Source organism: Desulfosporosinus acidiphilus SJ4, from assembly GCF_000255115.2.
GTDB lineage: Bacteria > Bacillota > Desulfitobacteriia > Desulfitobacteriales > Desulfitobacteriaceae > Desulfosporosinus > Desulfosporosinus acidiphilus.
In genome coordinates, this window is sequence record NC_018068.1 from 3,514,940 (window position 1) to 3,540,809 (window position 25,870).

The window sequence follows — 25,870 nt, forward strand, 5'->3', positions numbered from 1 at the left end:
AATGATTCCTTATAATAACGCTTCTTTCTTTTTGTTACTGCTCATACCAGTATTACCTGCAATTTTTCTGGGATTAGCCGAAGCGTCTCCCCAAACCCGTTCGCTCTGGATTATGCATTCGTCCCTTGGCATGCTATACCTCATTCTGGGTCCTCAAGCCGCTTTAGCTCAGGCTATTGTTTATTTTATCTGGGAGTACCTAATAATCAGGTTGTATCTGAATTATCGTCAATCCGAAAACACAAAAAACCACGCTTTGATCTTTTATCTCGCTATCGCCGGAAGCTTATTACCTTTAATATTAGTAAAGTTAAGCCCATTCTTGGGTTTACACTCAGCAGCATTTTTTGGTGGCTTAGCAGCTAAGACCTCAACAACTCAAAGTTTTAATCATGTCACTCTTGGGGCTCAAAGCTTATCTAAAACGCTCACCAGCACTCAAATCCCTTCAGGCTCTCAGGGGCTTCCCCATACTTCAATGCCAACCGCCGCAAATCAAGGTCAATTGGCGTCCTCAGAAGAAAATTCAATCCTCGGTTTCTTAGGAATATCCTATGTAAGTTTTAGAATCTTAGGAACATTGATTGAGATCAGAGATGGTCTCATTAAGGATCTTAACTTAGGAGATTTCATCAGTTATGTTCTATTTTTCCCAACCCTTGCCTCGGGACCCATCGATCGCTATCGCAGATTTCTTTCAGATCTTAGAAGGATTATGTCCAGACAGGAGTATCTTGTTTGTTTCACTGACGGTTTAGAATACATTTTTCGTGGATTCCTTTATAAATTCATCATCGCTTATTTAATTAACAAATATTTGCTTGTTCCACTGAACGGTACCCATAGTTTCTGGTCAACGATTCGCTATATGTATGTCTACAGTGCCTATCTCTTCTTTGATTTTGCAGGTTACAGCGCCTTTGCTATAGGAGTAAGCAACTTATTCGGCATTCGAACACCTGAAAACTTTAAGGCGCCTTTCTGGTCCAAAAATATTAAAGACTTCTGGAACCGCTGGCATATTTCGCTTTCTATGTGGTTCAGAGACTATATCTACATGCGCTTTGTTCTGGACAGTGCCAAAAAGAAACGTTTTAGCAGCCGCTACACAGCATCAGCTATCGGTTACCTTTTGCTTTTCCTTCTTATGGGAATATGGCACGGAACACAATGGCATTACATTATTTACGGAGCTTATATGGCTTTTCTAATGATCAGCTTCGAATTTCTGGAACGCCTCAATAAGAAGAGCCCTTTTTGGGGCCAGGGTAAAGCTTGGAATATACTAGCCCGCTTGGTTACTCTTCAGTTTATTTGTCTTGGTCTATTGATTTTCTCCGGGCGCTTAGGATGAACAAAAAAAAATGGTTTGTCAAAGGTTGCGGATAAAAATACCCCACTTTGCCATAATTGTTAAATTTATATGTCCAAATTGTGAAGGATTTGTGAAATATGCAAAAGGACTGTTTTTCTCAGCATAACCCCACCATCCCAGCAACATAATAACTTCATCAAATTTGAGGAGATGAAGTTATTGAAACGTATTAGTGCTGGAATCGCAATTATGACAATTTTTTTACTCGGAACATCAAGTATCGCATGTGCTAAAACAACTTCATTACATCAAACTAAAGCTGCTGCAGCTAAGGTAACAAGTCATCAAATTAAAACTAATGCTTCTAAGGGGGTTAAGAAGGTTGCCAAAACAGTTAAATCGACTAAATTAGCTAAATCAACAAAATTAACTAAAACCACTAAGTCAGTTAAACCATCTGCCGCTAAATTAAAGGTTAAAAAAACTACTGCACGCAACGATTAATCTTTCTCTCACGAGCCCATATTTCAGTAGATTTGCTACGGCTAGTGCAGCAACCTCAAGGGAAATAATCTACCCTGCGTCCTAAAAAAACAATTTGTGATGCACTAGGCCGCTGAGGTCCGTCTGATAGGCGGGCTCAAAGCACCACGAAAGTGCGACCTCGATTCGCTAGCCGTATAAGGTATATATTTCCACAGCACAAGTTTTCATTCTTTGATGGTGCCGCCTAGCGGCATGGGAGTCTGATAGTATAAAGAAAACTGGTTGCTGTCTTTGGATAGACAGTCAACCAGTTTAATTTTTATTAACCTTTTCATCTAAGATCCCCGCTTCTCTAAGTGGGAATTACTCTGATTTCACAAATCTTTTTTACTGCTTACTATCTCCATTGACAATATTGACCTTTTCCCCTTCATTTAAGAAGCTCTGTCCTTCAGTAACAACATCCATATCCTTGCTGATATTTCCTTGGACTTCCGTATTTTTATTGTCAGAAATACCGACCGTCACCGCTATTTTCTTAACTTTACCATCTACAACGGCATAGAGATAGTTTACATTATTCTCGATACTGAGGGCTTCATTAGGAACCAGCAATATGTTGCTTCTACTTTCAGCCGGAAGCGATATTTTTATAAACATACCGGCAGTTAAATCATTCTGCGAATTATCAATGGTTACTTTCACTAGATAAGAATTATCCTTCGCATTGGAGTTAGGGCTAATGGTTGTGATGACACCCGTAACCTTCTTATCTTTCACGGCATTTATGCTCACAGGTACAGTTTGGCCTAACTTAATTTTACCGATGACAACATCCGGAACATTAATTTCTGCTATCATACTGCTGGGATCAATCACTGTAACCGAACCTGATTGGCTGCTGACCATACCCCCGACTTTAACATCTTTAGCCGATACTATGCCCGAAATAGGAGATACTACGGTCAGATTATCCAGCTGTATCTGAGCAGCATTAATACTTGCTTTCGCTTGCTCTACTTGTGCTTCCGCTGCAGACACAGCCGGATCATTTTGAGCCCCTTTTAACTCAATGGCCGCATTATCATATTTTGTTTTGGCATTATCTAAATCCTGTTTGGAAGCGGCTCCCCCATCATATAAAGCTTTTGTATTATTGTAATCATTTTGGGCGTCATTATAACTAATTTGATCTTTCTCTAAGGTTTGTTCTGAGTTTGAACGGGTTTTTGCTAAGTTTTCCTCTGCCACAGCCAGGGCCTGCTGTTGTATTTGCAATTGAGCTTGCTGATCTGACGCATCAATGGTAAATAAAACCTGGCCGCTGGAAACCTTAGAACCAATATCAACATTGACACTGGAAACTTTTCCTCCGGTTTTGGGAAAAACCTGTACTTCATGGACAGGATCAAATTTACTGGCATAATCAACCTCAGTTGACAAAGAACCGAGGGCAACTTTTTGAGTTTTGACATTTTTTACAGTGACAGCTGGGGCTTCGACCTTTTTGTGCTTTAGAGCATAATTCCCTCCCAGGGCCGCAGCTATTACCAGCAGACCAATAATTATAGTTCGTTTTTTAATCCGCTTGATTCTACTAAGATTAAATTTCAATTTGTGGAACCTCCCCGGCATTTATTGTTTTTTTATTTTTTGAAATACGATTCTTTAAATCATCCATTAAAGTATAGACTACCGGCAAAACAATGGGTGAAAGGAGCGTAGACATTACCATGCCTCCGATGATGACAATAGCCATACTTTGTTTCATCTCGCTTCCTTCTCCCAGGGAAAGAGCCACAGGCAGCATGGAAACAATCATGGTTGCACTGGTCATAATGATGGGTCTTAATCTTGTTGTCCCTGATTCGATTAAGGCCTCTTTTAAGCTCAGACCTTTGTGCATTAACGTATTAGTATAGTCAATTAACAACGTGCCATTTTTCGAAGACAGCCCCTCCAGCATAATTAAGCCGATAAAAGACATCATATTTAATGTTTGTCCGGTTAGGGCCAACAAAGGAAGTGCTCCAATAATGGCTAAAGGAAGAGAAACCATTCGGATAGCCGGGGTCAAGAACGATTCATAAAGCACAACCAAGATCATATATACCAGGGCTAAGGAGGCACCTAAGGCTAAACCCAGTGAGCTGAAGGAATCAGCCATATTCTTCTGGCTTGCCCCATAGTTTAAGCTATAGCCTGAAGGCAGCGTTACGGAACGCAGCTTGTTTTGAATATCCTGAGTAACCTCTCCGAGAGTTCTTCCCTGAAGGTTAGCATCAATTGTCACAACGTCTTGCTTATCCTCCCTGGACAAAGATGGTTCACTCTCTCCTCTCACCACAGAAGCAACCTGACTTAATGGAATTTGTTCACCTGTCTGATTAGTGATCTTTATGGATTTAATATCGTCAACATTTTGTATCTGCCCGTCCATAAACTTCAGGGTAATATCATTCTCCGAATCATTAGTTCTGTAAACTCCTACCTTGGTCCCCTGCAAAGCAGTTCTGACCGCGCTGCCCACATCCGCAGTGGATACCCCTGCCTGGGAGGCCGCCAGGCTGTCCATCGTTACCCTTAACTCGCTGCTTTTGATATCTGCACTATTACCGACATCTATGACACCGGGGACTGATTTTACGATAGTTTCAACTTGTTTAGACAGAGTCTGAAGGGTAGCCTGATTATCTCCTTTGATACTGATTGAAATAGGCTTCGATGCTCCGCCTCCGCTTTGGGACTCTTCAACGTCAAAATCCACACCGGTCATGCTTTTTCCAAAGCTGCGAACCTCGCTGGCAACTTGACTTTGAGTTTTTTTACGGTTGTTTTTGGGAACTAAATTGACATATATCTGGGCCACAGATTTGTCTGTGTTTGATTGCCCGCTTTGACCAATCATAGAAAAATAGCTCTTAACCTCTTTTGTATTGTGCAAATAATTTTCTAGTTTCGCGACCTTGTTGCTTGTCTGCTCCAAGGTCGAACCGGGAGCAAGCTTCATATTAACGGTAAAACTGCTTTGATCAGCAGTCGGCACAAATTCTGTTTTTAATATCCCCATAGGAACAAGAGCAATACTTAGAAAAACACCGGCTATTGCCAAAACCAGTACCCTTTTTCTGTGTTCTAGGGCCCAAACGAGTGTATCCCGATATTTTCGGGTGACTTTCCCAAAAAAACCATCCTTTTTATGTTCAGGAGTCGTTTGCTTTTTCTCGGTTTTCAATAACCTTGAGGAAAGCATTGGCGTGATCGTAAAGGATACCAAAAGGGAAAATGTGGTGGCTATAACGATAGTCAGACCAAATTCTTTGAAATACTGACCAATCATCCCAGACATCATAGATATAGGAGCAAAGATAACAATATCACAAAGACTGATAGCGATGGCGGCCATTCCAACTTCCATCCGACCATCAATTGCCGCTCGAATCAGCCCTTTACCCATAGCCAGGTGTCTTTGAATGCTTTCGATAACAACAATTGAATCATCTACTAGGGTACCGACAACCAGAGATAGTCCCATCAAAGACATCATATTCAACGTAAAATTAAGCTTATACATCATGAAGAAGGTGGCAATAAGGGATGTCGGTATGGCAACTAGAACAACCAAAGAGGATCTGAAACTGCGGAAAAAGGCAAACAACACCAAAGCTGTAACAATAACCCCCTCAATGAGGTTCTGCTTTACCTCGGTTAAAGAGTTTGTAATAAATGTAGTAGTATCAAAGGCGATATCCATTTGCATCCCGGCGGGGATGGTCTTTTTAATAGACTCTAATTCTTTTTTTACACTATTGGCTACTTCAACGACATTAGCATCACTTTGTTTGCCGACAATAATGGTCATTGTCTTCTGGCCGTTGAACCGTGCCAGCGCAGTCGCATCCGGTTCCTCGAGACTAATTTGGGCAATATCGCCAAGACGGACGGTTCCTCCATTGGCTGTGGGAACCATCATATTTTGGGCATCTTCAATACTTTGGAACTGCCCTATAACTCTAACGGATTGATCAAAATTATTTTGCTTTAGTTCTCCGGCAGGTATGTTTACATTGACGGAATTCAATTTGCTGATTAACGTGTTAATGCTGACTCCATAATACTCCAGAGCAGATTTATCCAGATTAATCATTAATTCTTTCTTTTCTCCGCCACTGATCGTAACATTACCCACACCTGGGATTTTTTCTATTTTTTGCTTAATAATATCTGATTCATTATAGAGCTCATCACTGCCAACCTTATCTCCTTTGACAGAAAGCAACAAGATTGGTATTGCGTTAGTATCCATCTTAAACAAAACGGGTTTATCGGCGTTTGCAGGGAGAGTATTGGAAATACCATCAACAGCCTTTTGGACATCCAAATAAGCGGTGTTCATGTCCGCAGACATTTTAAAGGTAACAGTGACGGTTCCATATCCTTCTTTAGCTGTAGAATTAATTGTGTCAACCCCGCTTATACCTGAAACAGCATCTTCTATCGGCTTGATAATGTCTTTCCTGATGTCCTCAGCATTTGCGCCGCTATAGGTTGTTGTAACCGATATGATGGGGATATTCATGGAAGGCAGTAAATTGGCTCCCATGTTGGTATAACCTATGATTCCCAACGCCACTAATAATACGACGACCATCCACATAGCCGCTGGTTTTTTAACCGATATCTCTGTTAAATTCATCTTTTACTTCCTTATTCCATTTAAATTTAGTAACTAACAATTTTAACATTATCGAAATAAATTATAGAAATCATTCGCTTTTGGTCAAAATACTACATCTTAGTCTTCAATTTAACATAAAAGAATGTGCCAAAGTTCACTTTTTGCCTAAGAATACCCTGTAATAACTATTAAAAGTTAATATCTACTCAAAACGCTTTTCCAGATTGTCAAAAAACAGAATCATTAGTTGACGAATCAAATATTTCGTGGTCTCCTCCTCCTCACATTTTCTCAATATTATAAATAACCCCTCAATAAACGTTGAAGCGATCACACAAAAAATAAAAGGATCCGAAACTTCAATCCCCTTTTTCTGCAATTCAGGCCATATACTATCTTTTATACTTTTTTCAGCCAACGCAGTTATTTCTTCCTTAAAATTCGCATACTTGGTTCCTGTGCTTTTATCCACCATAATCAATAACTGGGATTTATACTCCTTCATAACTTCCATAACGTCATTAACGATTTCCTCAAACGAGTATATTTCTTGCTTATGTATTGTTTCTATTCCCAAAAAAAGTTTATAGACTGGCTCAACAATTTCGTTAAACAAATCTTCTTTGTTTTTAAAGTATCTGTAAACATTGCCGATAGCTACACCCGCGTTATTGGCTATAGCCCTCATTGACGCATGTAAAAACCCCCTGTCTTGAAATTCTTTTATCGCCACCGTCATAATCCTGTTTCGAACTTCATCCTTAAGGTATTGCATAAATGAACCTCTTTTCACTATTCCTTTTTTAGGATAACACAAAAAAGAGGAATAGTAAAAATAATATTTAATTATGAATCTTCGAAACATCCTACATGAGGAAACAAATTGTTTTATCTTCTAGTCAATTTCGAGGATGGATTATCTAATAGATTTATTCTGGGATAAAATTAACATTACTTTAACCATCGAAAGAGGCTTTCTTGAAAAACCCAAGGACCTTAAAAAATGAACATTAAAACGTTCCTGAAACCAGGTTAAATTAAATATCCCGCCAGACATCTTCCCATGAGATCCTACCGCTTGTTCTCCATAAATACACCGATACTATCATCGCTGTTATTAGATAAAGAAACCACCAAAGCCCTTCAGCGCTTAAGGCATATTGTAGTGCTGCAAATATCCCGCATAAAGCGATGGAACCGAAAACTAAACCCACTCTGCTCTCTCCGGTTTGAAATTTCTTGGCAAAGGGCAGCTCTTTGGGTGACAGCTTAAACAGCAGGATAATTAACAAGAGCATGTTTGACAGAATCAAAACCAGTTGCGGAATTAGCCGCACTCCATAAGGTACTGCAAAGATAAGGCTCATGATCAGATAGACAGGGACAAAATACTTCAATATTAAGCCTTTTAAAGCTCCCTTAATTATCACACCCGGAAATTCAATAGGCAGTACTTTGTAAATCCATGCTCCTTTATAATATTCGCTTGAATTTATGGCAAGGGGTGTAAACGATAACATAAAGACCGTAATATATATGATCAGATAATAGGATCCTTGGGATATATCCGTTGGGGCTTGATTGTCTGCTCCATTCCCTGAATAGATGAAATTACCCAACATAATTAAAGGCATAAATATGGATAACGCTAGACTTGGATATAGCCTTAATCTTATACTCCTTTCGCTGGCGATCATCTTTTGGGAAAACCTGCAAAAAATATACTCCAGTCTATTGGGGACTATGAGCCTTATTATCTTGTTAAAAATTAAAGCTCTACGTTCCAAACCCTTACCCTTTTTGACCGCAACTTTATTAAGTTTACCTAAATTTTTCTCAAAATATTTAATTACTATCTTGAAATATATTACTAAGAGTAAAATTGGAACGATCAGACCCGTTAAACTTAAATACACTAAATAACTTTGAACCTCCACCCCTTTTTCTAAAAGCAAACTAAAAGGTGCAGCAAACCAAGCGGAGGGGAGCAAATACATCCACCATTCAAACCTTAAAACAAACTTATACCCCATTAAGTGGAATATTCGGCTGGAAAATTGATATCCAATCGACATTGCAAAAGTTAAGACAATTTGAAAGTAATTGATCAAATCTTTCAGTTTATCACCATCGAATAGCATTAGCATTAGAAAATATAACAGTACTGTTAAAAAAAGAACAAGACCCGAAATGAGGAGCAAGATAAAAAAGTATATTGCAAAGAAGGGGAAGCCAAACATTAAAAGTCCCGCTATCAAGGATGGTCCGGCCATAACATAGGTTATCGTCCATAAATTGATTAGGATATGAGTTATTTTGGCGGCATTGATAGTTTGAGGCTTTAGAGGTTTGGACAATAGGATTTGCCTGTCCTGTGTATCCAGTAAAAGCGAGGAAAATTCAGACACCATGGTCATCGTTATCATAAATATTAACATGCAAAATACAAGATTCATTTTGAAGAACAGCGGAAACGGCGGAATAAGGAGGAAAATAAAAACAATGCCCATTAATCCATATATTATTAGAGCTGAATGATAATTATTTCCACTTTCTTTTTTAGTGTTAACTAGGACTGCCGGTACCCTTCTCTGGTCCGTCAACAGCTTAATCTGCAATATTCTTCTCATTGACCCATAATCGATTCCTCCAAGCCTGTAGAAAAAGCTAAAGAAATCCAAGATCTTAAGGATCAAGAAATCCTTCATCATCTCTTACACCTCCTGTAATTCCTTGACGAATTCACAGGCTATTTCTTTATGCTTATTGAAACCTGTAAGCTGATTAAAAATCTCTTCCAGGGAGCCTTGGCTGCTCATTTTCTTAAGTTCTTCAAAAGTCCCATCGGCAACTATTTGTCCCTCATTAATTAGGATTATTCTGTTACTAATCTTCTCTACTACGTCCATAATATGGGATGAATAAAATATCGTTTTACCCGAGGATGCCAATTCTGCCAGAATCTCTTTGACAATCATTACACTATTGGCATCCAAGCCGCTTAAGGGTTCGTCCAAAAACAAAATGTCTGGATTATGGATGAGACTGGCGATAATTAAGAGTTTTTGTTTCATACCTTTGGAGTAAGCGGATATTCTCGTGTGATAAACTTCATCAATACCCAGCAAAGCCATAAGTTTTTGGGACTTATAATTTACTCGTTCTAAGCCTAACCCGTAAACCTCACCAATGAAGGTCAGGTATTCGAAAGCTGTCAGGTTTTCGTATATCTCCACTACCTCAGGCACGTAACCGATTTTCCGCTTGTATTCTATGCCGCCAGTAGAGATGTCGTCGCCAAGGATTCTAATTTCACCGCTGTACCCCTCGACTAAACCTAACAGGATTTTGACAGTCGTGCTTTTCCCCGCCCCATTAGGCCCAATATACCCAATTATCTGACCTTGGTAAATCTCCAAATTTATTCCCTTCAGAACTTCTTTAGTTCCAAATTTGATTCTTAGATCTTTGATATCTACGACGGTTTCAACGTTCATTACCAACCTCCTAGTTATTAACTCGCTAATTGCTTAACTTACTAATTCATTTTCCTTTTTCTGACTGCCCTTTCTCGATGTCCTGAGCGGTTGCAGCTTTCTTAGACATTCCATAATTATCCTTAATTTCCTGCATAATTAGTTTGAAAATATAGAAATACGCCAATCGCTTCGTTACGTACATAATCTATAATGCGAGTATTTAATCTATATTCTAAAAAAATATTTGAAAGCCCCGTTGGGCTTCTAGGGTAACTGAAGCCGTTTTCGTATATTTATTAAAATAACAAAAATACCCCCATCGGAGTGAGGGCATTTTCTAAATGATTTTGCTATCTGTGAGAATAAAAAATATGGTTTTCTATGTTTTCTAGGTTAGCATACCTGGGATTTCAGATTTTCTATCGTAGTTGAACAATCCAACCGCTTAACTTCTTGACCCTTATCTAATACCACAACGGAGGGAGCCTTTTCGATACCATATTTCTGGGCGAGACTTCTCTTCGTGGTCAGATCAACGTTTACAATCTTGTATCGTTCCAGCAGTTCTTTGTTTACTTCTTCTAACGAAGTGCCAAATTCCAAGCTTCTGTTATCCAGGGCATTAAAGAAGAGCAAAAGAACTTGCTTATCACTTTCTAAGACGTTTACATTGAACGCTTTCATTTCTTCAATATAGCGTTCGGCGGCAACAGCGGCAGTGGCTCCATCCCCGGCAGCGGAAACCACTTGTCTTAGATATTTAACCCGATTGTCTCCAACTGCATAAACCCCTTCGAGATTTGTTTCCATTAATTCATTGACCGGGATATAGCCTCTTTTATCGATCTCGATGCCGCTTTCTTTAAGAAAATGGGTTGAAGGCACCATGCCCACAAAGAAAAAGACACCCTGACAAGCAAGTTCCGTTGAAGCTCCGGTTTTTAAGTTCTTGATCTTAACCCCTTCAACATTATCTTGACCCTGAACTTCTTCGAGGGTTGAATTCCAGATGAATTCCATTTTTGGATTTTGGAACGCTCTCTCTGCACTCACTTTATTGCAATCAAGAATTCCTTCGTCATGGAGCACAATCACAGTAACTTTACGAGCGAATTTAGTGATGTACATGCCTTCTTCAATGGCCTGATCCCCGCTGCCGACAACTACGACATCTTCACCTTCGAAGAACTCGGCATCACAAGTAGCACAGTAAGCAACCCCGCTGCCTTGGAGCCGCTTTTCACCGGGAATATTCAGCAGTCTTGGTTCACTGCCGCAGGCGATAATAACTGCTTTAGCCGAAAAGACTTTGCCTTTTTTCGTAGTGATTACTTTATCTTCCTGTGAGAAATCCGTTCTAATAACTTCATCACGTAAGAATTCTGTTCCAAAGGATTCAGCGTGCTTTTTAAAGTCCTTCATGAGATCTTCCCCGCTGATTTGTCCATATCCGGGATAGTTAACAATTTCCCGCGTTGTATTCACCAACCCGCCAACGGTGCCTTTATTGATGACCAAGGTTTTTAACTTGGCTCTTCCGCCATAAATAGCGGCCGAAAGCCCTGCCGGGCCACCGCCCACAATAATTAAATCATAGGTACTTGTTATGTCTCCCATACTCCTCTACGACTTCCTTTCTCCAAATTGCTGAGGTTTTACCCTTCAAGGACCTCCGCAATCTTATCCTCGACTTTTTCTTCGTCAACGGCTCCTGCCAGCTTTCCTTGATATTCACCTTCATTAAAGAATAGGATTTGAGGAACACCTTTAAGGGAAAAGCTTTGAAATAATGCTTTATCATCCTCGACGTCAACATAATAAAAACCGAATTTCCCTTCATAATTTGGCTTTAGATCTTCTAAAACAGGGATAACTCCTTGACAGACATGACAGCTTTTTCTGGAGAAAATGACCAAGGAAGGTTCTCCATTATTATAAATAATCTTTTCAAATTGATCGGCATTTAACTTTTCCAACGACATGTTCCTCACTCCTTAGAAGTTTTTCATTAAAATTGCGTGAAACTATCCTCGTCATCATCATCGTCATCCTTCAGGGACAAATCCTGATCGGCTGCGGCAACACAGGCTTGTTGGATGGCAGGATAGCCAGTAGTCCCTTCAACACCCACCACATTTTGAACTTCGCAATCCGCCGCGCCCGGTACACGGAATTTACGAATATCGAGCATTTGTACCGGCGTTTCCTGGGGTTCAGGAAGTTGAGGAATATAACTATAAGGGTAACGATAGGCACGATAATAGATGGTTGATGGATTTTCTGTAAATGGAGAAATGAATTCCCAGACAACTTCTTTCATGCGTGTTACTTCAAAGAAGCGTCCGCCCACTCCTTCGGTTATCAATGTATTGCCGTTTGGCAGACGCTGAGCTGCACTGGTTAAAGGGCTATAGAAACGATAGTCGGAGATTCCGGGCTGACCATATCCCATAAGCTCGCTTCCAAGGATCTGCCAGACTACTTTCATGGTAACAGGATTGAGTTCGAGGACACGGGACCGGTCAGAAATATTAACTTTTGTGCCATCTTTAGAAATATTGCTTGGACTGCCATAGCCTGACCAACCGCCATTATCAAAAATAAGAATATTTCCTGCTCCCGGAAGACCTTGGGGAATCATATGCACATGGTGTTGACCAATGATCTGCCCGATCTTAGCAAGCTTTTTATCGGCGGAATAATCAGGGCCCATTTTCCAGACGATTTTCCCGGTTTCCTTAGAGATAATAGCAATAATGTTCGCTTCACGAGAATCCCAAATGATATTATCCGGATGGAAGCGCTCATCTCCTTTAGCGTACCATTTATTGGGGCCGAGGACACTCATGGAATTGATATGCATCCAGTCACCCATTCCACCGCCGGCTTCATGCATGTTCGGATTTTTATAAAGTGCAAGTTTGGCTGCTTCACTAAAACCGAACTCTTTAAAATGATCACTGGCATGCCACTCCCAAACGATATTGCCTTCCCAGTCAACTTCAATAAAGACATCATCTAACAGGTTTTTGTCGGAGATTTTTTTATTAAAACAATTCTCATGAACAAGGATCAATGTATTCCCTTTATTGGTTTGACACTCCATACCCGGAACATAATATCCAACCGGATTCCCTTCCCGTTGATAATCGTGGTGCTGACGCGCCATCCATTGAGGTTCATGACCTTCATCTGCGATTAATTCTTTTCCGTCAAATTTCCAAACCACGTTACCTTCCCAGTCCACTTGAACGAGGTCAATTTGGTCTTGATAACCAAATTTGGGGTCTCTTACACCGCGGCTTCCCAAAACATAGCCACCAGGAAGCAACTTATTGGGAAACCCATGCAAATCCTGCCAAACCCGAACAACATTGCCGTTCATATCAATAAGAACGCAGCCAAGCTTTTTTACAGCCATGATAGTATAACCATTAAAACACTTTTCCGGATTATAAATAGTCACTCCTGTAGGATGAACAAATGGTTGACCCATAGAACAACGCTCCTCTTTATTAAAAATTTTTGTTAAGCCCTGTGTTGTTTGATTTAAGTTCCCGAAACTCGTGTTTATTATAGACATTCAGCAAGGAGATAACAGATAACACATGTTATTCTTTTAACAATCAAAGCCATAAAATTACTTAATACCTAAGACATTTCCGTAGAAACCCCTTGGCTTTTTCAAAATCATTTATCCCAGCAAGAACTCCCACTTCTTATAAGTGGACGTTAGGTTACTCCTTGAATTACTATCCTCTCAATACATTAGAAGAGAAAACTCCCCTTTAGCCAACAGATTGTTTTAATAGTTTCTGCCTGCTTTCGGGGAGCATCCTCCAATGATCATCTTTTCCGATTATTTATGATCCTGACTTTTATAACGTTACTGAAAATCCGGTATCGTACCTTTTGTTATCAATATTCAGGTAAATATCAAAGTCACCGGTTAATCCTTCCCTACTAACATAGAATTGAAAGTCATTGTCTTTTTGTTCTTCAAAGGAGACACAGGCAGCAGTCACATCATGAACTACGGTTGGTATGGAGTAGAACTTCGCTTCACTCGCACCTTTTAATTCCAGAAACACTTCCGATCCTTCTTGAAAGGCCGCGCGAAGAGCCAGACGATCTTCCTCCAGGATTAACGATAAATTATGTTTGGCCGGAACTCCACCTTCGGCATCTTTAAATTTTACTTTGCCGAACTCCGGTGTTACGCCAAAACCGCCCAAAAATTCTCCCTTGCCGAGTGTAAAATGGGTCTTTTCATCATATAAGGAAAGTCTTCTCGCCCGATAATAATTGCCGCCTTGAACTTTCATTTCATACTTCACTTCATCGTTTTGGACTTCCACAGTGATGGATTCTAAGGTTAGATGAATATGTTCATCTTTATATTTATTAAGAAGCATAGCTCCCAAACCGTCTGTGTGCTTGCCACGGTAAGTCGCAATTCCCCCTGAGTGAATCATATAGTGGCCTTCGCTATAGTAATCAACATTACAGATATAGGGAGAATAGAATTCAGCTCCGCGTTCTTTACCGTATTGCCATACTTGTTCAATTTCCATTTTTTCCGTATCAATTCGATAGATCACGCCACGCGAAAAGTTTTCTTCAGGCGGAATCCATGTTGCTTCATTTTTCGAGCGATAAGTTCCATTATCAAAAACAAAGACGTTGCCATTTGGTAAAATTCGAGCAGCATGTTGCTCATATTGCCAGTCAAAATCACCTTTAGTGACATTTTTAAAGAAGTATTTTTGCCATTCTTCGCCCCAGCCTTCGGGATCGCCCAGTATCCAGTTTAAGTTTCCGCTGTCATAATTAAAATTAATAATGGCATCCTTGTGTCGTCCGGACATCGTAATGGAGTTCGTGGCTTTATCGTACCAAACTGCGTTGTTGTGGAACCAATCGTGGTGATTCCAATCTCCCGCGTTACCTTTTTCCCTAGGCAGAATCTTGAGAAGATCCCAGGATTTAACGATCTCCCCTGTTGTTTTATCGACTTCGACGATATAATCTTCCACTGATTCCTCAAAGTCATTGTCCGAAGCGACTAGAAAATTACCATTCTCCAATTCTATGCCATCATGGTGATAACCACCTGGTAAGCGGTATTCTTTATAAATTTTGCCGCAAAAGTCCATTTCCATGAAGCCAACCGTATAGTATGGTTTTTGGATGGTTCGATAGGAAGTGTAGAGAAGTCTTCCGTTTTCCAGTTTTTTAATGTCCCAGCTTTGTTTGTTAGTGATCATCCATCGTAAATCCCCTGCATAGTCGAAACCAACCGTTCTGGCAGAATCAATTAAGGGAGTCGTCGTGGAGATCAGCATAAGATCCTTACCGAAATACTCCGACGTGGTATGACAATAGAGAGCTCTGTTAACATTTAATTCCTCTACCTCAATTTTCACGTCTGATGTGTTTCCGGTGCCAAGAGTTATCACTACAGTATTTGTATAATTGTCATATAATCCGTAGATCGGCAAGACATGTTCTTTACTTGCTGCAAAAGTATGAGTTATATCGCCTTCTTTAGCCTTACCTTTAACCGTAATTTCCGCTGTCGTTTCTTCAGCCGTATTAAAACAAATGACGGCGGAAAGAGGGTTAATCAGATAGGGATTTTTGACAACCAATGGATTTTCTAAAGTGTAGTTGCCCGAATGAAACTCGGCTAAATACTTTTCTTCGGACACAGCTTGCAAAGTAATGAGGTGTTTTTCTGTCTCTAAAATATTTCTCATCGTAATCACTCCTGTATTGTTTTTTCTTTGACCCATTCTCTTTTAGCTTATTTCTTCTAACGATTTGCCCCCTGTACGAGCACCCCAAATGGCTAAAATCCCAGCTGGAACCAAAATCATAATCGCTACAATACTATAGATTCCTACAAACTTATACTGAGCAAAAATCACCGGGATGACCAATTGAAAAGCCGCTGTGGCAAATCGGCCCACGGAATTATGAATCCCTACAGCCGTATTTCTCAGGCTTGTTGGGTAGGATTCAGCAATATAACTATAAGAGATAAAAGCAAACGCCATGATTGCCGCGATCAAAAGGAACCCAATCAATGAAATCGGCCAAAATCCCGAAACCTTCCCAAACATTACAGCAAGCACACTTGCCAAAGCACAAAGGATCACCATGGGTATTTTCCTGCCGCCTTTATCCGCAATAAACGAAGAAATGTATAAGCCAACAGGAACGCCGATCATCAGAATAAACGAGACTCGCAAACTTTCGGCAACATCTAATCCGCGTTGATTCAAAAGGGTTGTGGTCCAATTTGTGACAACAAAAGTTGCCGGTGTAGTTAACAAGACAAAGGCTAATATAACTAAGGTGCGTTTAAGATACTTCCAGGAAAACATTCCGGTGATTCTTCCTAACAAATTTTCTTTCTTTCCTGAGGGTAAAGGCACATTTTTCAAACTCACCGGAACGCCGCTAACTTCCCAAACAACTTTTTCTGCTAAGTCGACCTTTCCTTCGGCTACCAACCAACGCGGTGACTCTTGTAAATATTTTAAGCCAACGACAAAGGGAACCAGCCCCAAACCTCCCAAAACGAGGATATACCGCCACGCCTGCGGACTTAAAGGAATAATCAAACTGCACAATCCGCCAATAATGGGGGCAGCGGTAAATCCCACTGCAGCGGAAAGGCTCTGCCATTTTCCTCGGCATTCAGCCGGGGCCATCTCCGAAAAATAGGCTTGTGAAGTTACCATTAGGCAAAAGACGCCAAATCCCGTTAATGCCCGAAATATTGTAAAGGTCAGCACATTATTGGCGAACCCGTTAAGTATCGAAGCGACTGAAAAGAGAAAAATTGAACCAAGGAACGTTTTTCTGCGACCAATTGAATCCGATATTACCCCTCCCAGGAGGCCTCCGAACGTCATGGCCATGAAATACACGAAGCTTATTCTCCCGATATCGGCCATGGTCAGCCCCCAGGACTTAATCAAAGAAGGTGCAATAAATCCAAAATTCCAATTTGTAATCTGCTCAAAGAAATAAGCGACCATAATGATCATGAAGATCATTTTATGTTTCTTACATACTGTTAAACCATCAAAGTAATTGTTTACCTTTTTTCCGGTTAGAGTACTTACGGAATCGGGCATTTCGGCGATGGAATTTGCTCCTGTTCCAATTGCCATCTTAAATAACCTCCAATTGTCCTTGTATTCTCAAGTACTTATCTAAACAACAATAGATATAGATACCGATTTTTAGAAAATGGAATTTTCCCCAACTCTTAAGTTCGAAGCACTTAAGCTCCTCTATTTCCCTCCCCTGTATTTAAAAATTTCCTGCAGGTTGTCGTCTTAGCGACATTTTAACAGGTATAAGATTTCACAGAAAATAGCATAGACTATCATTTTAGAATAACCTATGCTGCTATTAAATTTTCGAATAGAGAAAACCAGCTTACGCCCTGAAAACTCTGTCTGCACACTCATTGATCTTGTTACAGCCCTAAGCAAGCGGAATCCACTACTTGCACCAATGCTTGGGAAGTAGATAATGTACGTTTATTTTTCCCATAGTACGACAAAAAGGCGCGAGGTAAACACTGCATTCCCTCGCGCCCTGATTTAAATATAACACGTGAATTTATATCCAATTGATTAGTAATCAATAACTCTTTCATCATTTGCATAGCTTTCTAATTTGCTCTCATCAAGAATTATAATGCCCTCTTTTTCTTTTTTTATAATACCTTCACTCTTCAAAGCTCTTAATATTTTAGCCACTGTTACCTTATGGATACCTAAGAAACGGCTAATTGTCGCATTACTAAAGCGCTTATCAACCAGCAGCAAGCCTTGATCAACGTGAGCATTCGTCAGTAAAAATTTACACAGACGGTTGCCTACCTTACCTTCGTTCCTGGCTTGCAAAGAGTCAACCAGCTCCCGAATAAGTCCTATCGCCATTTCCAATAGTTGGCTTAAGGCAACCGGGTCATTTTGCACATATTGCCAAAACATTTCCTTAGGTATTTTATAGCAAATGCACTTACTCTTGGCAACAAAGTCATAATCGCTTAATCCATTGTCAAATATCGTTAAGGCCCCTATTACCGATTGAAACGAATTATCGGATTCCTTAACACCATAAATTACTTCGTCACCCTTTTCTGATATTAACGTTCGATGACAGGTGCCGCTTATTAAGTAATATACATAATCCATCTTTTCACCTTGTCGGATAATATATGAGCCTTTTTTAAATTCACACTTTACGAGACCATCCATTTCCAAAAGCTCCATCCTAACTCTCCTCTCACAAAGTTCAGCCTGATTTCTTATCAATCGTTAAAAATCACTGACGACAACATCAGAAATTATATAATTTTCCTAATAATCATCTACGATATATACTCTTGTACTAATTATACTGTTGAACGAGCATTTTTTCAGCAATTATTAATACTTTCCATAAAATTTAAACCCTAAAACTTCAATTCTGGAAAATTGTTATTGACAGGTGCAATAAGAAACGTTAATTTTAAGTGAACTCGTTCAGCTAAAGCTGAACATCGGGGCTTCAGATACAATAATGTCCAGTGGACATTATTGCCGAGCCGCCTTTCCCAATAGGAATACTTAGCGGCGAAGGAGGACTCTACCCCACCTGAACGAAGGCCCCCCCCTCTTAAGAAGTGAGGGGCTTAAAAAATAACTTGGCATTTATTATTGCCTAAAATTGAATTTTAATCGATGCAAAATCAAGCTGACAACGGAGTGAAGACCAATGAATCATTTAATTGTCTTAGGAACAGGACATGCTGGAGTAACAAAATGCTATAACACATGTTTTGCCCTCGCAAATGAGAACAATGAATATCTATTAGTCGATGCCGGAGGTGGTAATGGCATCTTAGCAGCTCTAGAAAAAGCCGGTATTGGTCTAACTAAGATTCATCACGTTTTTGTAAGCCATAAGCATTCCGACCATCTGCTCGGGATAGTTTGGATTATTCGAATGATCGCGTCGTCCATGCTATCCGGTCAGTATCAGGATAACCTAAAAATTTATTGCCATGAGGAGCTAATTGACAACATCATTACTCTTGTAGAAGCAACTCTTGATGAAAAATTAACGGACTTAATTGGGAGTCGAATTATTCTTGTCCCTGTTACCGATGGGCAATCGGAAAACCTCCTAGGTCAAAACTTTACCTTCTTTGATATTCACTCCACCAAGGTAAAACAGTTTGGTTTTACCGTTAAACTGAGTAACGGAAAAATTCTGACCTTTTTAGGCGACGAACCTTTTAACCAATTATGTAAGAGATATGTATTAAATAGCGATTGGCTTTTATGTGAGGCTTTTTGTCTCTATAATGACCGGAAAAAATTCAAGCCCTATGAAAAACATCACAGCACAGTTAAAGATGCTTGTGAACTTGCTGCTCTCCTTAATGTTAAAAACCTGGTGCTGTGGCACACAGAGGACACGAATATAACTCATCGAAAAGAGCTATATACCGCTGAGGGAAAAAAATACTACTGCGGAAATCTCTACGTTCCCGACGATCTGAATGTTATCACACTATAAGGACAAACCGACTCATTTAATTTCGCATAAACTCCAAAACTAGTCTCATACTCTCCGGACCCAAAAAATCAAGCCGTTCCCTTCAACGGCTCCAAGTAAATGTTATCAAATATCTATTCGACCTGACCCCAGATTCGAAAGAAACATTCTTTTAGAGGTGCATCAATTAGGATAAGGCGTTATTGTTAGGTCATGGAATCTTAATTTGCCTGTTTTTCAGAACCGGCTAAAGGCCGAACCTTTCGAATATCAAAAAAATGAATTGCATTGAGGAGAAGGTATGAATAGAAAGACCAGTCTCCTGCAATATATTCATCAGAGACTTCCAATGCAGGGTGGCTTATGCGTTTGATATGCTCAATGATTTCCTCATCAAGTCCATGTTTGCTATTTAAATTCAGCCATTTTATATATAATGCTCCGTGGTCTTTGTCAAAAATGTGTTTCCGGATCTGATATTCACCAGGTTCTAATCCACTTATTGTTACGTGAAGATCAATATTTAATTTCCGAAGAAATGTCTCCTCCTGAGAAAGATACGGATTGACATTATTACAGTTCATCAGGACTAACTGATAGCCAAGTTCAGTTTTTGTCATGATATATTCTGACCCCTGAGCAATGATTTTTCCCCGTAATTTCTTGAAGAATACCATTGCATAATAGGCCGGACGTTTTCCACTAAAATAATAAAATAATTCAAGTCCTTCTATTTGAATCAGACGACTGTTATTCTCTTTCTCGTGTAATTCTGTATTAATCCAAAAACCCAAAGAGTTGACGTTTTGAGCGACGTCTAACGCATTCTTCAGCACAAGGGCACCTCGAAAGAAGATTCCATTGGTATAGCGGGTATCTCCGGAAAGCGTGTTCCAAGCCACAAGGTGAAGCGGTTTTTCTATATGACTTTGTTTGAGAAACATCTTGAGATGATTCGTTCTTTCTCGAATGTAGTCCTTGGTTAAAAGAAAATGCTCATTGTCCATCTCGCTAAAATCGATCACTTCATTTTGGTTGGCATCAAAGCCAAAAAAATCAACATTAGCGTTATCCTTAAGCAGCCAGCTATGACTATAGCTTATTTCATCTCGACTAAAGGGCAAAAAAGCTCCCACTTGAATACCCTGTACCTTTTCCTTGAGCAAATGGTGGAGTTTTAGATAAACCCGACTTGATTCTTTCGCTGGAATAGTCGCTCCGGAAGGTTCGGAAAACATAAAAAGCCATGAGGACAAATAATCCTCTCCGTAACATTGCAGACAATGGTTTAATAATTTCTTTAATTGATGGAAATAACTCTCTTCATTTAGGACGATTTCCCGATAATCAATATGAACAAAGAGCGACAAGCCTTTCTTCTTCAAAAAATTCAATGCTGCGTCTAAGGTGAAAAAAGGAGAGGACGTAGCAATTGTCTCATCTGTTTCAGCCACAGGAGAAATCAACGTTTCGTTTAACAAATGCATGACGCCAATATAGGTTAAGCCTAATTCTTCTTGGACAATTAGAATCTGGGACCTAACATCTTCTCTTAATATAGTTTTCAAATCGCCAATAATCAGGTTGTGCGCAGGATAATGAAGCCTATAGAAGTCGGGACTATGTAAATCGAGACGTAATTCATCAAAATAATCATCCGTATTACTGTAGGTACTATCTTCGTCTCTTAATAATAGAGCTAAAGGTCGTAAGATATCTGGCGAATTAATAGGAGCCGTCTTATCTTCTAAATTAAAGGTATGGACGACATCTGGCGTTTGCTCTTTATGTTTTTCACGATAGGTCCGCGGAGTTTCGCCATAAAGTTTCTTGAAGAGATCAGTGAAAGATTTTGTATTAGGAAACCCATTATCCATTGAAATTTGTGAGATGGAATGTGAGGTATATAAAAGATCCTTGAGGCTATGGGTGAGCCGTATATTCATTAAATATTGACTAAATCCAATCCCTAGTTTCTGCTTAAAGTAACGTGATAAGTAACTCGTCGATAAATAAAATAGACGAGCCACGCTTTCTTGTGAAATCGGCTGGTCATAATTTTTTTCTAAGTAAGCAGTTATCTGATCCAGCCGCTGGTCATCTGTATCAATCTTCCGGAAAACTTGTCCCTCATGTTTAAAGCGACGAATTAGAATAAGCAACATCTGGCAGATTAATCCTTGAATTTCAATCCGGTAACTTTCATCCTTCCGCAGATAAGTGATAACCACTTCGGCCAGTAATTTGCGGATCTTACCGATCATCGCCTCACGCCCTTGGCCTTCTTCACGGGAATAACACTCAAACCCAGTCTTTCGGTAGTCTGGATAATATTGCTCGATAAAAGTATCTGAAATATCGAGTAAAAGCACACAATTATTCGCGCTTCCCCGAATTTGGTAAAGCTGATTGGGGTTGATTATAATAAAGTCCTTTTCTTCCAAGGAATAAAACCGGCTATTCGTTTCAAGCGTTAAATCACCGCTTATTACCAAAATAAATTTCAGGCCCGAATTTACTTTGTTAGATATGAACTGTATTCTTTGAAAGATAATCTGAAAATCCGCTATTAAATGATCCAGGGTTAACACCTCATTTTCTGAAAAGGAGCATATCCTATTTTAGCACACTGGATTTATGAATTATAACGCGCGGCAATTTCCACTTAAAGAAAATCGACAGAACTCTCAAGAGAAAGACTACAAGGATCAATCCATAGACTTGCCAATCAACATTTAAATTAATCCATTTTAAGCCAATCATTGCGCCAGAAAATAATGCCCAGATGGCATAAACATCATCTCGTAAGACGATAGGTTTTCTTTGAGCCAAGACATCTCGCAGCATCCCGCCTCCGATACCGGTTAAGGCAGCTGCGACCATAATGGCGGCAACCGAATAACCTGCTTTTTGAGCATATATTGCTCCTTGGGCCGAAAAAACTGACAATCCAAGGGCATCACATAAGAGAATGGGTTTTTGTCCAAATCTGATCCAGATAGTTGGTAAAATAATAACAAGAATTATGGCTATTAGTGCATACATAAACTCCAAATTTTGATTCCAGAACAAAGCAACGGGAAGCCCAATGGTTAAATTTCGAATCATCCCGCCCCCAAAAGCAGTAATAAAGCCAAGCACTAAGATCCCGAAGATGTCGTATTCTTCTTCTATAGCGACTAAGGCTCCGCTCAAGGCAAAGGCAATCGTACCGATAATACTTAAATCCTCCAGCAACATCAACATTCACCTCAATAATGATTTAAACCAACATAACAAGTGCTATTATATCCCTCAAAAATTCATTAAGGAAGAAAGATATAAAACAGCACTTGTTATGCGCGAACGTAAATTCAATTAACTCAATTTTTAGTCATTGATTTGGAAATAACTACAAACTACTTGGGCCACTGATTTTGCAGCCACTAAAAGAGCGTCTTCATCGATTTCAAATTTGGGGTTATGATTAAAATACGCTTTTTCTACACCTTTTGGCTTACAACCAATATAGAAGAAGGCCGCCGGAATCTTTTGAGCATAGTAGGAAAAATCTTCTGAACCAGAGAACATGGGAAATTCAATCACTTGCTTGATATCGGGATCATTCGTACTTTCAAGACTCGCTTTTACTTGGGCTGTAAGTTCAGGATTATTATATAAGGGAGGATAGTCAGCGGTATAGGTCAATTGGCACTTGACCCCGAATTCGGTTTCTATCCCGTCCACGATACGATGAATTTCCTTTTCAATTAACTGCTGAGTTTCCGTTGTCATATAGCGCACGTCGCCTTCAAGCTCAACACTATCTTTAATGACATTAAAGGATCCCTTACCATCGAAGGAACCGATAGTAATAACACCGACATCAAAGGGGTTTAGGCGGCGACTGATGATGCTCTGAATCGCGGTGACAAAATAGGAACCGGCAACTATGGCATCGTTTGCCAAATGCGGAGAAGATCCATGGCCGCCTACACCTTGAATAATTAATTTAAAATACGTTCTTCCCGCCATTGCATACCCGCTGCGCCAACCAACAACTCCCGCTGGGTCGGTTGGGAACAAATGAATTCCAAAAATGGCGTCTAAATTATCGAGTAGTCCAGATTCAAGCATGCCTTTCGAACCACCGGGGGGAGTTTCTTCAGCAGGCTGATGTATAATCTTAATCGTGCCTGGAAGGGATGCTTTTAATTGAATAAGGCAATCCGCCAGAACCATTAAATAGGCCGTGTGTCCATCATGCCCACAGGCATGCATAACCCCTTTGTTTTTGGATTTAAAAGGAAGATTAGTTTCTTCATCAACAGGAACGGCATCAAAATCCGCCCTCAAGCCTATCGTTTTACCCGGCTTACCCCCCTTGATGGTTACGATAATCCCATAGCCGTTACCGACATTCGTTTCGATTTCGGCATCTTTTCCTTGATAGAAGTCCGCAATATATTGAGCCGTTTTTTCCTCTTTAAAGGATACCTCCGGGTTTTCATGCAAGTGACGGCGAATTTGAATGATCTCGTCCTTACGTGATTCCAGCATCTCCATTAATTGCTTTTTCATAGTAACCTCCATTCTGCCGCTGACGCCGGCGGCACAAATAATAATGAGAAATTCGTTCAGTTGATGCTTAACTTATAAATAACTTAATTTAAGCTTTGCTCGGTGCGCTTAGCTTGATTTGTGTTTTATAGTGTCCCGGTATAGTAAGCACAACCGAAATTAAGGCGAGTACACCAAACAGGACATTGGTGATTAAACCGGCAGATGCAGCTGTTTGAACATTCGTGATAGAGCCATAAACAGTGGCGGATATGGCTACTCCGAAGGAACCGCCTAGGGAACTGGCCATTTTGTAAATTCCGGAAGCTATCCCCACCTTATCTTCAGGAGCATTGGAAACGGCGGTATCGGTCGAAGGAGTTGCATACATTCCTAAGCCGACACCGAATAAGATAAACCCCACGAATAATAGGACACTATAAATTGCACCCGGTAATGAGGTCAGCGCCATTAGGGCGATACCCATTGACGATATAATTGAGCCATAAATCATCGGTAACCTGGCTCCGATTTTTTGCAGAATTTTCTCGCCGACCCGAATCATGGCCAGGACACTTACAAGATATCCCAAGGATAGCATTCCTGATTGGAAGGCTGTAAATCCTCTTCCGACTTGAACATAGGTATTTGCCACGACAAGAGTTCCAGCTACAGCATTGAGCAAAAAGTTAGAAACGGTAGCACCGGTATAGGCTTTGTTCTTAAACAGGGAAAAATCAACTAAACTGTTCGATTTATGAGATTCAATTTTATAGAAAGCGTAGAATCCTGCTACGGTAACTACAATTAGCCCTAAGGTGATCATGCTGGTCCATCCGAATTTTGAACCACGCGTAACGACTAAGTTTAAGGCCAGCAGAGTGATGACAAGAGTCAATAAACCGCTGATATCAAAAGAAGAATGACCCGACTGTTCTATCTTGCTCTCAGGAGTATCTTTAATGAGATACATAGCAAGAAGGGCAAAGATAATTGAGAAGATAAATATCCATCTCCACCCCATATAGGTTGCAATCGCTCCGCCTGCAAAAGAACAGACACCTGATCCTCCCCAGGAACCAATAGACCAGAAACTTAAAGCACGTTGCCGTTCAGCACCTTCATAATAGGTTTTTACTAAGGCAATTGTTGAAGGCATGATACAGGCAGCTGAAAGTCCTTGAATCATCCGACCGATAATCAGCAGGGCCGGCCCGTGTGCTAAAACAAGGAGAAGTGAACCCAATATACTTAAAATCAAACCCAAGTACGTAATTTTCTTGCGGCCTACCCTATCCGCAATTCCCCCCGCAGCTACGATGAAAATACCCGAAAACAAGGCTGTTAAACTAATCCCTATATTAAGAATATCGAGCGAAATGCCTAAGTCTGCCTGGACAGCCGGAACAATATTGACCATAGCCTGAGCAAAGAGCCAAAATGTAATCACGCCAAAGACAATACCCGTAATCATCTTATTTGTACCTTTATAACTTGTACTCATAGGGCAACCTCCTTAAAAATTAAGAATGAATAATGATCGATCACTGAGCACATTATACAAAAATATTGCGTAACAAATAAGCGTATTTTTGACCAGTTATGGCTTATGAATAATAATCTTCTTAACGTTAGTAAAGATACGTAAAAAAACAGCCTTTATAATTTGACCTTAATTGTTGAATTGGGTAGTCAATAATTTTCAGCCAACTAATATACCAATCTAAAAAGATAAGATACCTTTTACGAGGATTGATAGCACAATTTTGCAAAAAAATTGAGCCAATAGCTTTTAGCCATTAG

At 40.0% G+C, this 25,870-nt stretch carries 18 protein-coding genes; 3 read left to right on the top strand and 15 right to left on the bottom strand.

Annotated features, from left to right (window positions below; all coding sequences use genetic code 11):
• The first annotated feature begins 1 nt into the window (after position 1).
• Together dltB and DESACI_RS16130 are read left to right on the top strand one after the other, a co-directional pair.
• Entirely contained in the window at positions 2 to 1,354 is a 1,353-nt protein-coding gene (dltB, locus tag DESACI_RS25265; RefSeq protein ID WP_014828265.1) for a D-alanyl-lipoteichoic acid biosynthesis protein DltB, read from the top strand.
• Between the two features lie 180 nt (positions 1,355 to 1,534).
• Positions 1,535 to 1,819, top strand: coding sequence for a hypothetical protein (locus tag DESACI_RS16130; RefSeq protein ID WP_014828266.1), 285 nt, complete (start codon positions 1,535 to 1,537; stop codon positions 1,817 to 1,819).
• 369 nt (positions 1,820 to 2,188) lie between these two features.
• Here DESACI_RS16130 and DESACI_RS16135 read toward each other — a convergent pair whose 3' ends face one another.
• The 11 genes from DESACI_RS16135 to DESACI_RS16185 all read right to left on the bottom strand — a co-directional run bounded on the left by DESACI_RS16135 (position 2,189) and on the right by DESACI_RS16185 (position 18,258).
• Positions 2,189 to 3,415: an efflux RND transporter periplasmic adaptor subunit gene (locus tag DESACI_RS16135; protein ID WP_014828267.1), complete on the bottom strand. Its 1,227-nt coding sequence runs from the start codon at positions 3,413 to 3,415 to the stop codon at positions 2,189 to 2,191.
• Complete coding sequence (locus tag DESACI_RS16140) at positions 3,405 to 6,497, bottom strand: efflux RND transporter permease subunit (RefSeq protein ID WP_014828268.1); 3,093 nt, start codon at positions 6,495 to 6,497, stop codon at positions 3,405 to 3,407. Before DESACI_RS16140 ends, DESACI_RS16135 begins: the two co-directional genes overlap by 11 nt.
• 184 nt (positions 6,498 to 6,681) lie before the next feature.
• Complete coding sequence (locus DESACI_RS16145) at positions 6,682 to 7,254, bottom strand: TetR/AcrR family transcriptional regulator (protein WP_014828269.1); 573 nt, start codon at positions 7,252 to 7,254, stop codon at positions 6,682 to 6,684.
• A 262-nt stretch (positions 7,255 to 7,516) separates the two neighbouring features.
• Positions 7,517 to 9,190, bottom strand: coding sequence for a hypothetical protein (locus DESACI_RS16150; RefSeq protein ID WP_014828270.1), 1,674 nt, complete (start codon positions 9,188 to 9,190; stop codon positions 7,517 to 7,519).
• Positions 9,191 to 9,193: 3 nt separating this feature from the next.
• Complete coding sequence (locus tag DESACI_RS16155; RefSeq protein ID WP_014828271.1) at positions 9,194 to 9,976, bottom strand: ABC transporter ATP-binding protein; 783 nt, start codon at positions 9,974 to 9,976, stop codon at positions 9,194 to 9,196.
• Positions 9,977 to 10,351: 375 nt separating this feature from the next.
• Positions 10,352 to 11,575: a thioredoxin-disulfide reductase gene (trxB, locus tag DESACI_RS16160; RefSeq protein WP_014828272.1), complete on the bottom strand. Its 1,224-nt coding sequence runs from the start codon at positions 11,573 to 11,575 to the stop codon at positions 10,352 to 10,354.
• Positions 11,576 to 11,613: 38 nt separating this feature from the next.
• On the bottom strand, positions 11,614 to 11,940 hold the full coding sequence (locus DESACI_RS16165) for a thioredoxin family protein (RefSeq protein ID WP_014828273.1): 327 nt from the start codon (positions 11,938 to 11,940) through the stop codon (positions 11,614 to 11,616).
• Positions 11,941 to 11,966: 26 nt separating this feature from the next.
• On the bottom strand, positions 11,967 to 13,454 hold the full coding sequence (locus DESACI_RS16170) for an aryl-sulfate sulfotransferase (RefSeq protein WP_014828274.1): 1,488 nt from the start codon (positions 13,452 to 13,454) through the stop codon (positions 11,967 to 11,969).
• 382 nt (positions 13,455 to 13,836) lie between these two features.
• The gene (locus DESACI_RS16175) at positions 13,837 to 15,717 is read right to left on the bottom strand and encodes an aryl-sulfate sulfotransferase (RefSeq protein WP_014828275.1); all 1,881 of its coding nucleotides are present in this window, start codon (positions 15,715 to 15,717) and stop codon (positions 13,837 to 13,839) included.
• A 42-nt stretch (positions 15,718 to 15,759) separates the two neighbouring features.
• A complete protein-coding gene (locus DESACI_RS16180) occupies positions 15,760 to 17,142 on the bottom strand; it encodes an MFS transporter (RefSeq protein ID WP_014828276.1) in 1,383 nt (460 codons plus the stop codon).
• A gap of 471 nt (positions 17,143 to 17,613) precedes the next feature.
• A complete protein-coding gene (locus DESACI_RS16185) occupies positions 17,614 to 18,258 on the bottom strand; it encodes a Crp/Fnr family transcriptional regulator (protein WP_014828277.1) in 645 nt (214 codons plus the stop codon).
• 484 nt (positions 18,259 to 18,742) lie between these two features.
• Here DESACI_RS16185 and DESACI_RS16190 point away from each other — a divergent pair, with 484 nt between their 5' ends.
• Positions 18,743 to 19,549, top strand: coding sequence for an MBL fold metallo-hydrolase (locus DESACI_RS16190; protein ID WP_014828278.1), 807 nt, complete (start codon positions 18,743 to 18,745; stop codon positions 19,547 to 19,549).
• A gap of 200 nt (positions 19,550 to 19,749) precedes the next feature.
• Here DESACI_RS16190 and DESACI_RS16195 read toward each other — a convergent pair whose 3' ends face one another.
• The 4 genes from DESACI_RS16195 to DESACI_RS16210 all read right to left on the bottom strand — a co-directional run bounded on the left by DESACI_RS16195 (position 19,750) and on the right by DESACI_RS16210 (position 25,571).
• Positions 19,750 to 22,119, bottom strand: a complete 2,370-nt coding sequence (locus DESACI_RS16195; RefSeq protein ID WP_014828279.1) for a helix-turn-helix domain-containing protein — start codon at positions 22,117 to 22,119, stop codon at positions 19,750 to 19,752.
• A gap of 25 nt (positions 22,120 to 22,144) precedes the next feature.
• Entirely contained in the window at positions 22,145 to 22,768 is a 624-nt protein-coding gene (locus tag DESACI_RS16200) for a trimeric intracellular cation channel family protein (protein WP_014828280.1), read from the bottom strand.
• 129 nt (positions 22,769 to 22,897) lie between these two features.
• Entirely contained in the window at positions 22,898 to 24,088 is a 1,191-nt protein-coding gene (locus DESACI_RS16205) for a M20 family metallopeptidase (protein ID WP_014828281.1), read from the bottom strand.
• 88 nt (positions 24,089 to 24,176) lie between these two features.
• Positions 24,177 to 25,571: an MFS transporter gene (locus DESACI_RS16210; protein ID WP_014828282.1), complete on the bottom strand. Its 1,395-nt coding sequence runs from the start codon at positions 25,569 to 25,571 to the stop codon at positions 24,177 to 24,179.
• Between the last annotated feature and the right edge of the window lie 299 nt (positions 25,572 to 25,870).

Excerpts from the sequence above, each read along its gene's own strand:
- dltB (WP_014828265.1), top strand. The coding sequence starts at position 2 with ATGATTCCTTATAATAACGCTTCTTTCTTTTTGTTACTGCTCATACCA.
- DESACI_RS16140 (WP_014828268.1), bottom strand. The coding sequence starts at position 6,497 with ATGAATTTAACAGAGATATCGGTTAAAAAACCAGCGGCTATGTGGATG.
- DESACI_RS16145 (WP_014828269.1), bottom strand. The coding sequence starts at position 7,254 with ATGCAATACCTTAAGGATGAAGTTCGAAACAGGATTATGACGGTGGCG.
- DESACI_RS16150 (WP_014828270.1), bottom strand. The coding sequence starts at position 9,190 with ATGATGAAGGATTTCTTGATCCTTAAGATCTTGGATTTCTTTAGCTTT.
- DESACI_RS16155 (WP_014828271.1), bottom strand. The coding sequence starts at position 9,976 with ATGAACGTTGAAACCGTCGTAGATATCAAAGATCTAAGAATCAAATTT.
- trxB (WP_014828272.1), bottom strand. The coding sequence starts at position 11,575 with ATGGGAGACATAACAAGTACCTATGATTTAATTATTGTGGGCGGTGGC.
- DESACI_RS16165 (WP_014828273.1), bottom strand. The coding sequence starts at position 11,940 with ATGTCGTTGGAAAAGTTAAATGCCGATCAATTTGAAAAGATTATTTAT.
- DESACI_RS16170 (WP_014828274.1), bottom strand. The coding sequence starts at position 13,454 with ATGGGTCAACCATTTGTTCATCCTACAGGAGTGACTATTTATAATCCG.
- DESACI_RS16175 (WP_014828275.1), bottom strand. The coding sequence starts at position 15,717 with ATGAGAAATATTTTAGAGACAGAAAAACACCTCATTACTTTGCAAGCT.
- DESACI_RS16180 (WP_014828276.1), bottom strand. The coding sequence starts at position 17,142 with ATGGCAATTGGAACAGGAGCAAATTCCATCGCCGAAATGCCCGATTCC.
- DESACI_RS16185 (WP_014828277.1), bottom strand. The coding sequence starts at position 18,258 with ATGGAGCTTTTGGAAATGGATGGTCTCGTAAAGTGTGAATTTAAAAAA.
- DESACI_RS16190 (WP_014828278.1), top strand. The coding sequence starts at position 18,743 with ATGAATCATTTAATTGTCTTAGGAACAGGACATGCTGGAGTAACAAAA.
- DESACI_RS16200 (WP_014828280.1), bottom strand. The coding sequence starts at position 22,768 with ATGTTGCTGGAGGATTTAAGTATTATCGGTACGATTGCCTTTGCCTTG.
- DESACI_RS16205 (WP_014828281.1), bottom strand. The coding sequence starts at position 24,088 with ATGAAAAAGCAATTAATGGAGATGCTGGAATCACGTAAGGACGAGATC.
- DESACI_RS16210 (WP_014828282.1), bottom strand. The coding sequence starts at position 25,571 with ATGAGTACAAGTTATAAAGGTACAAATAAGATGATTACGGGTATTGTC.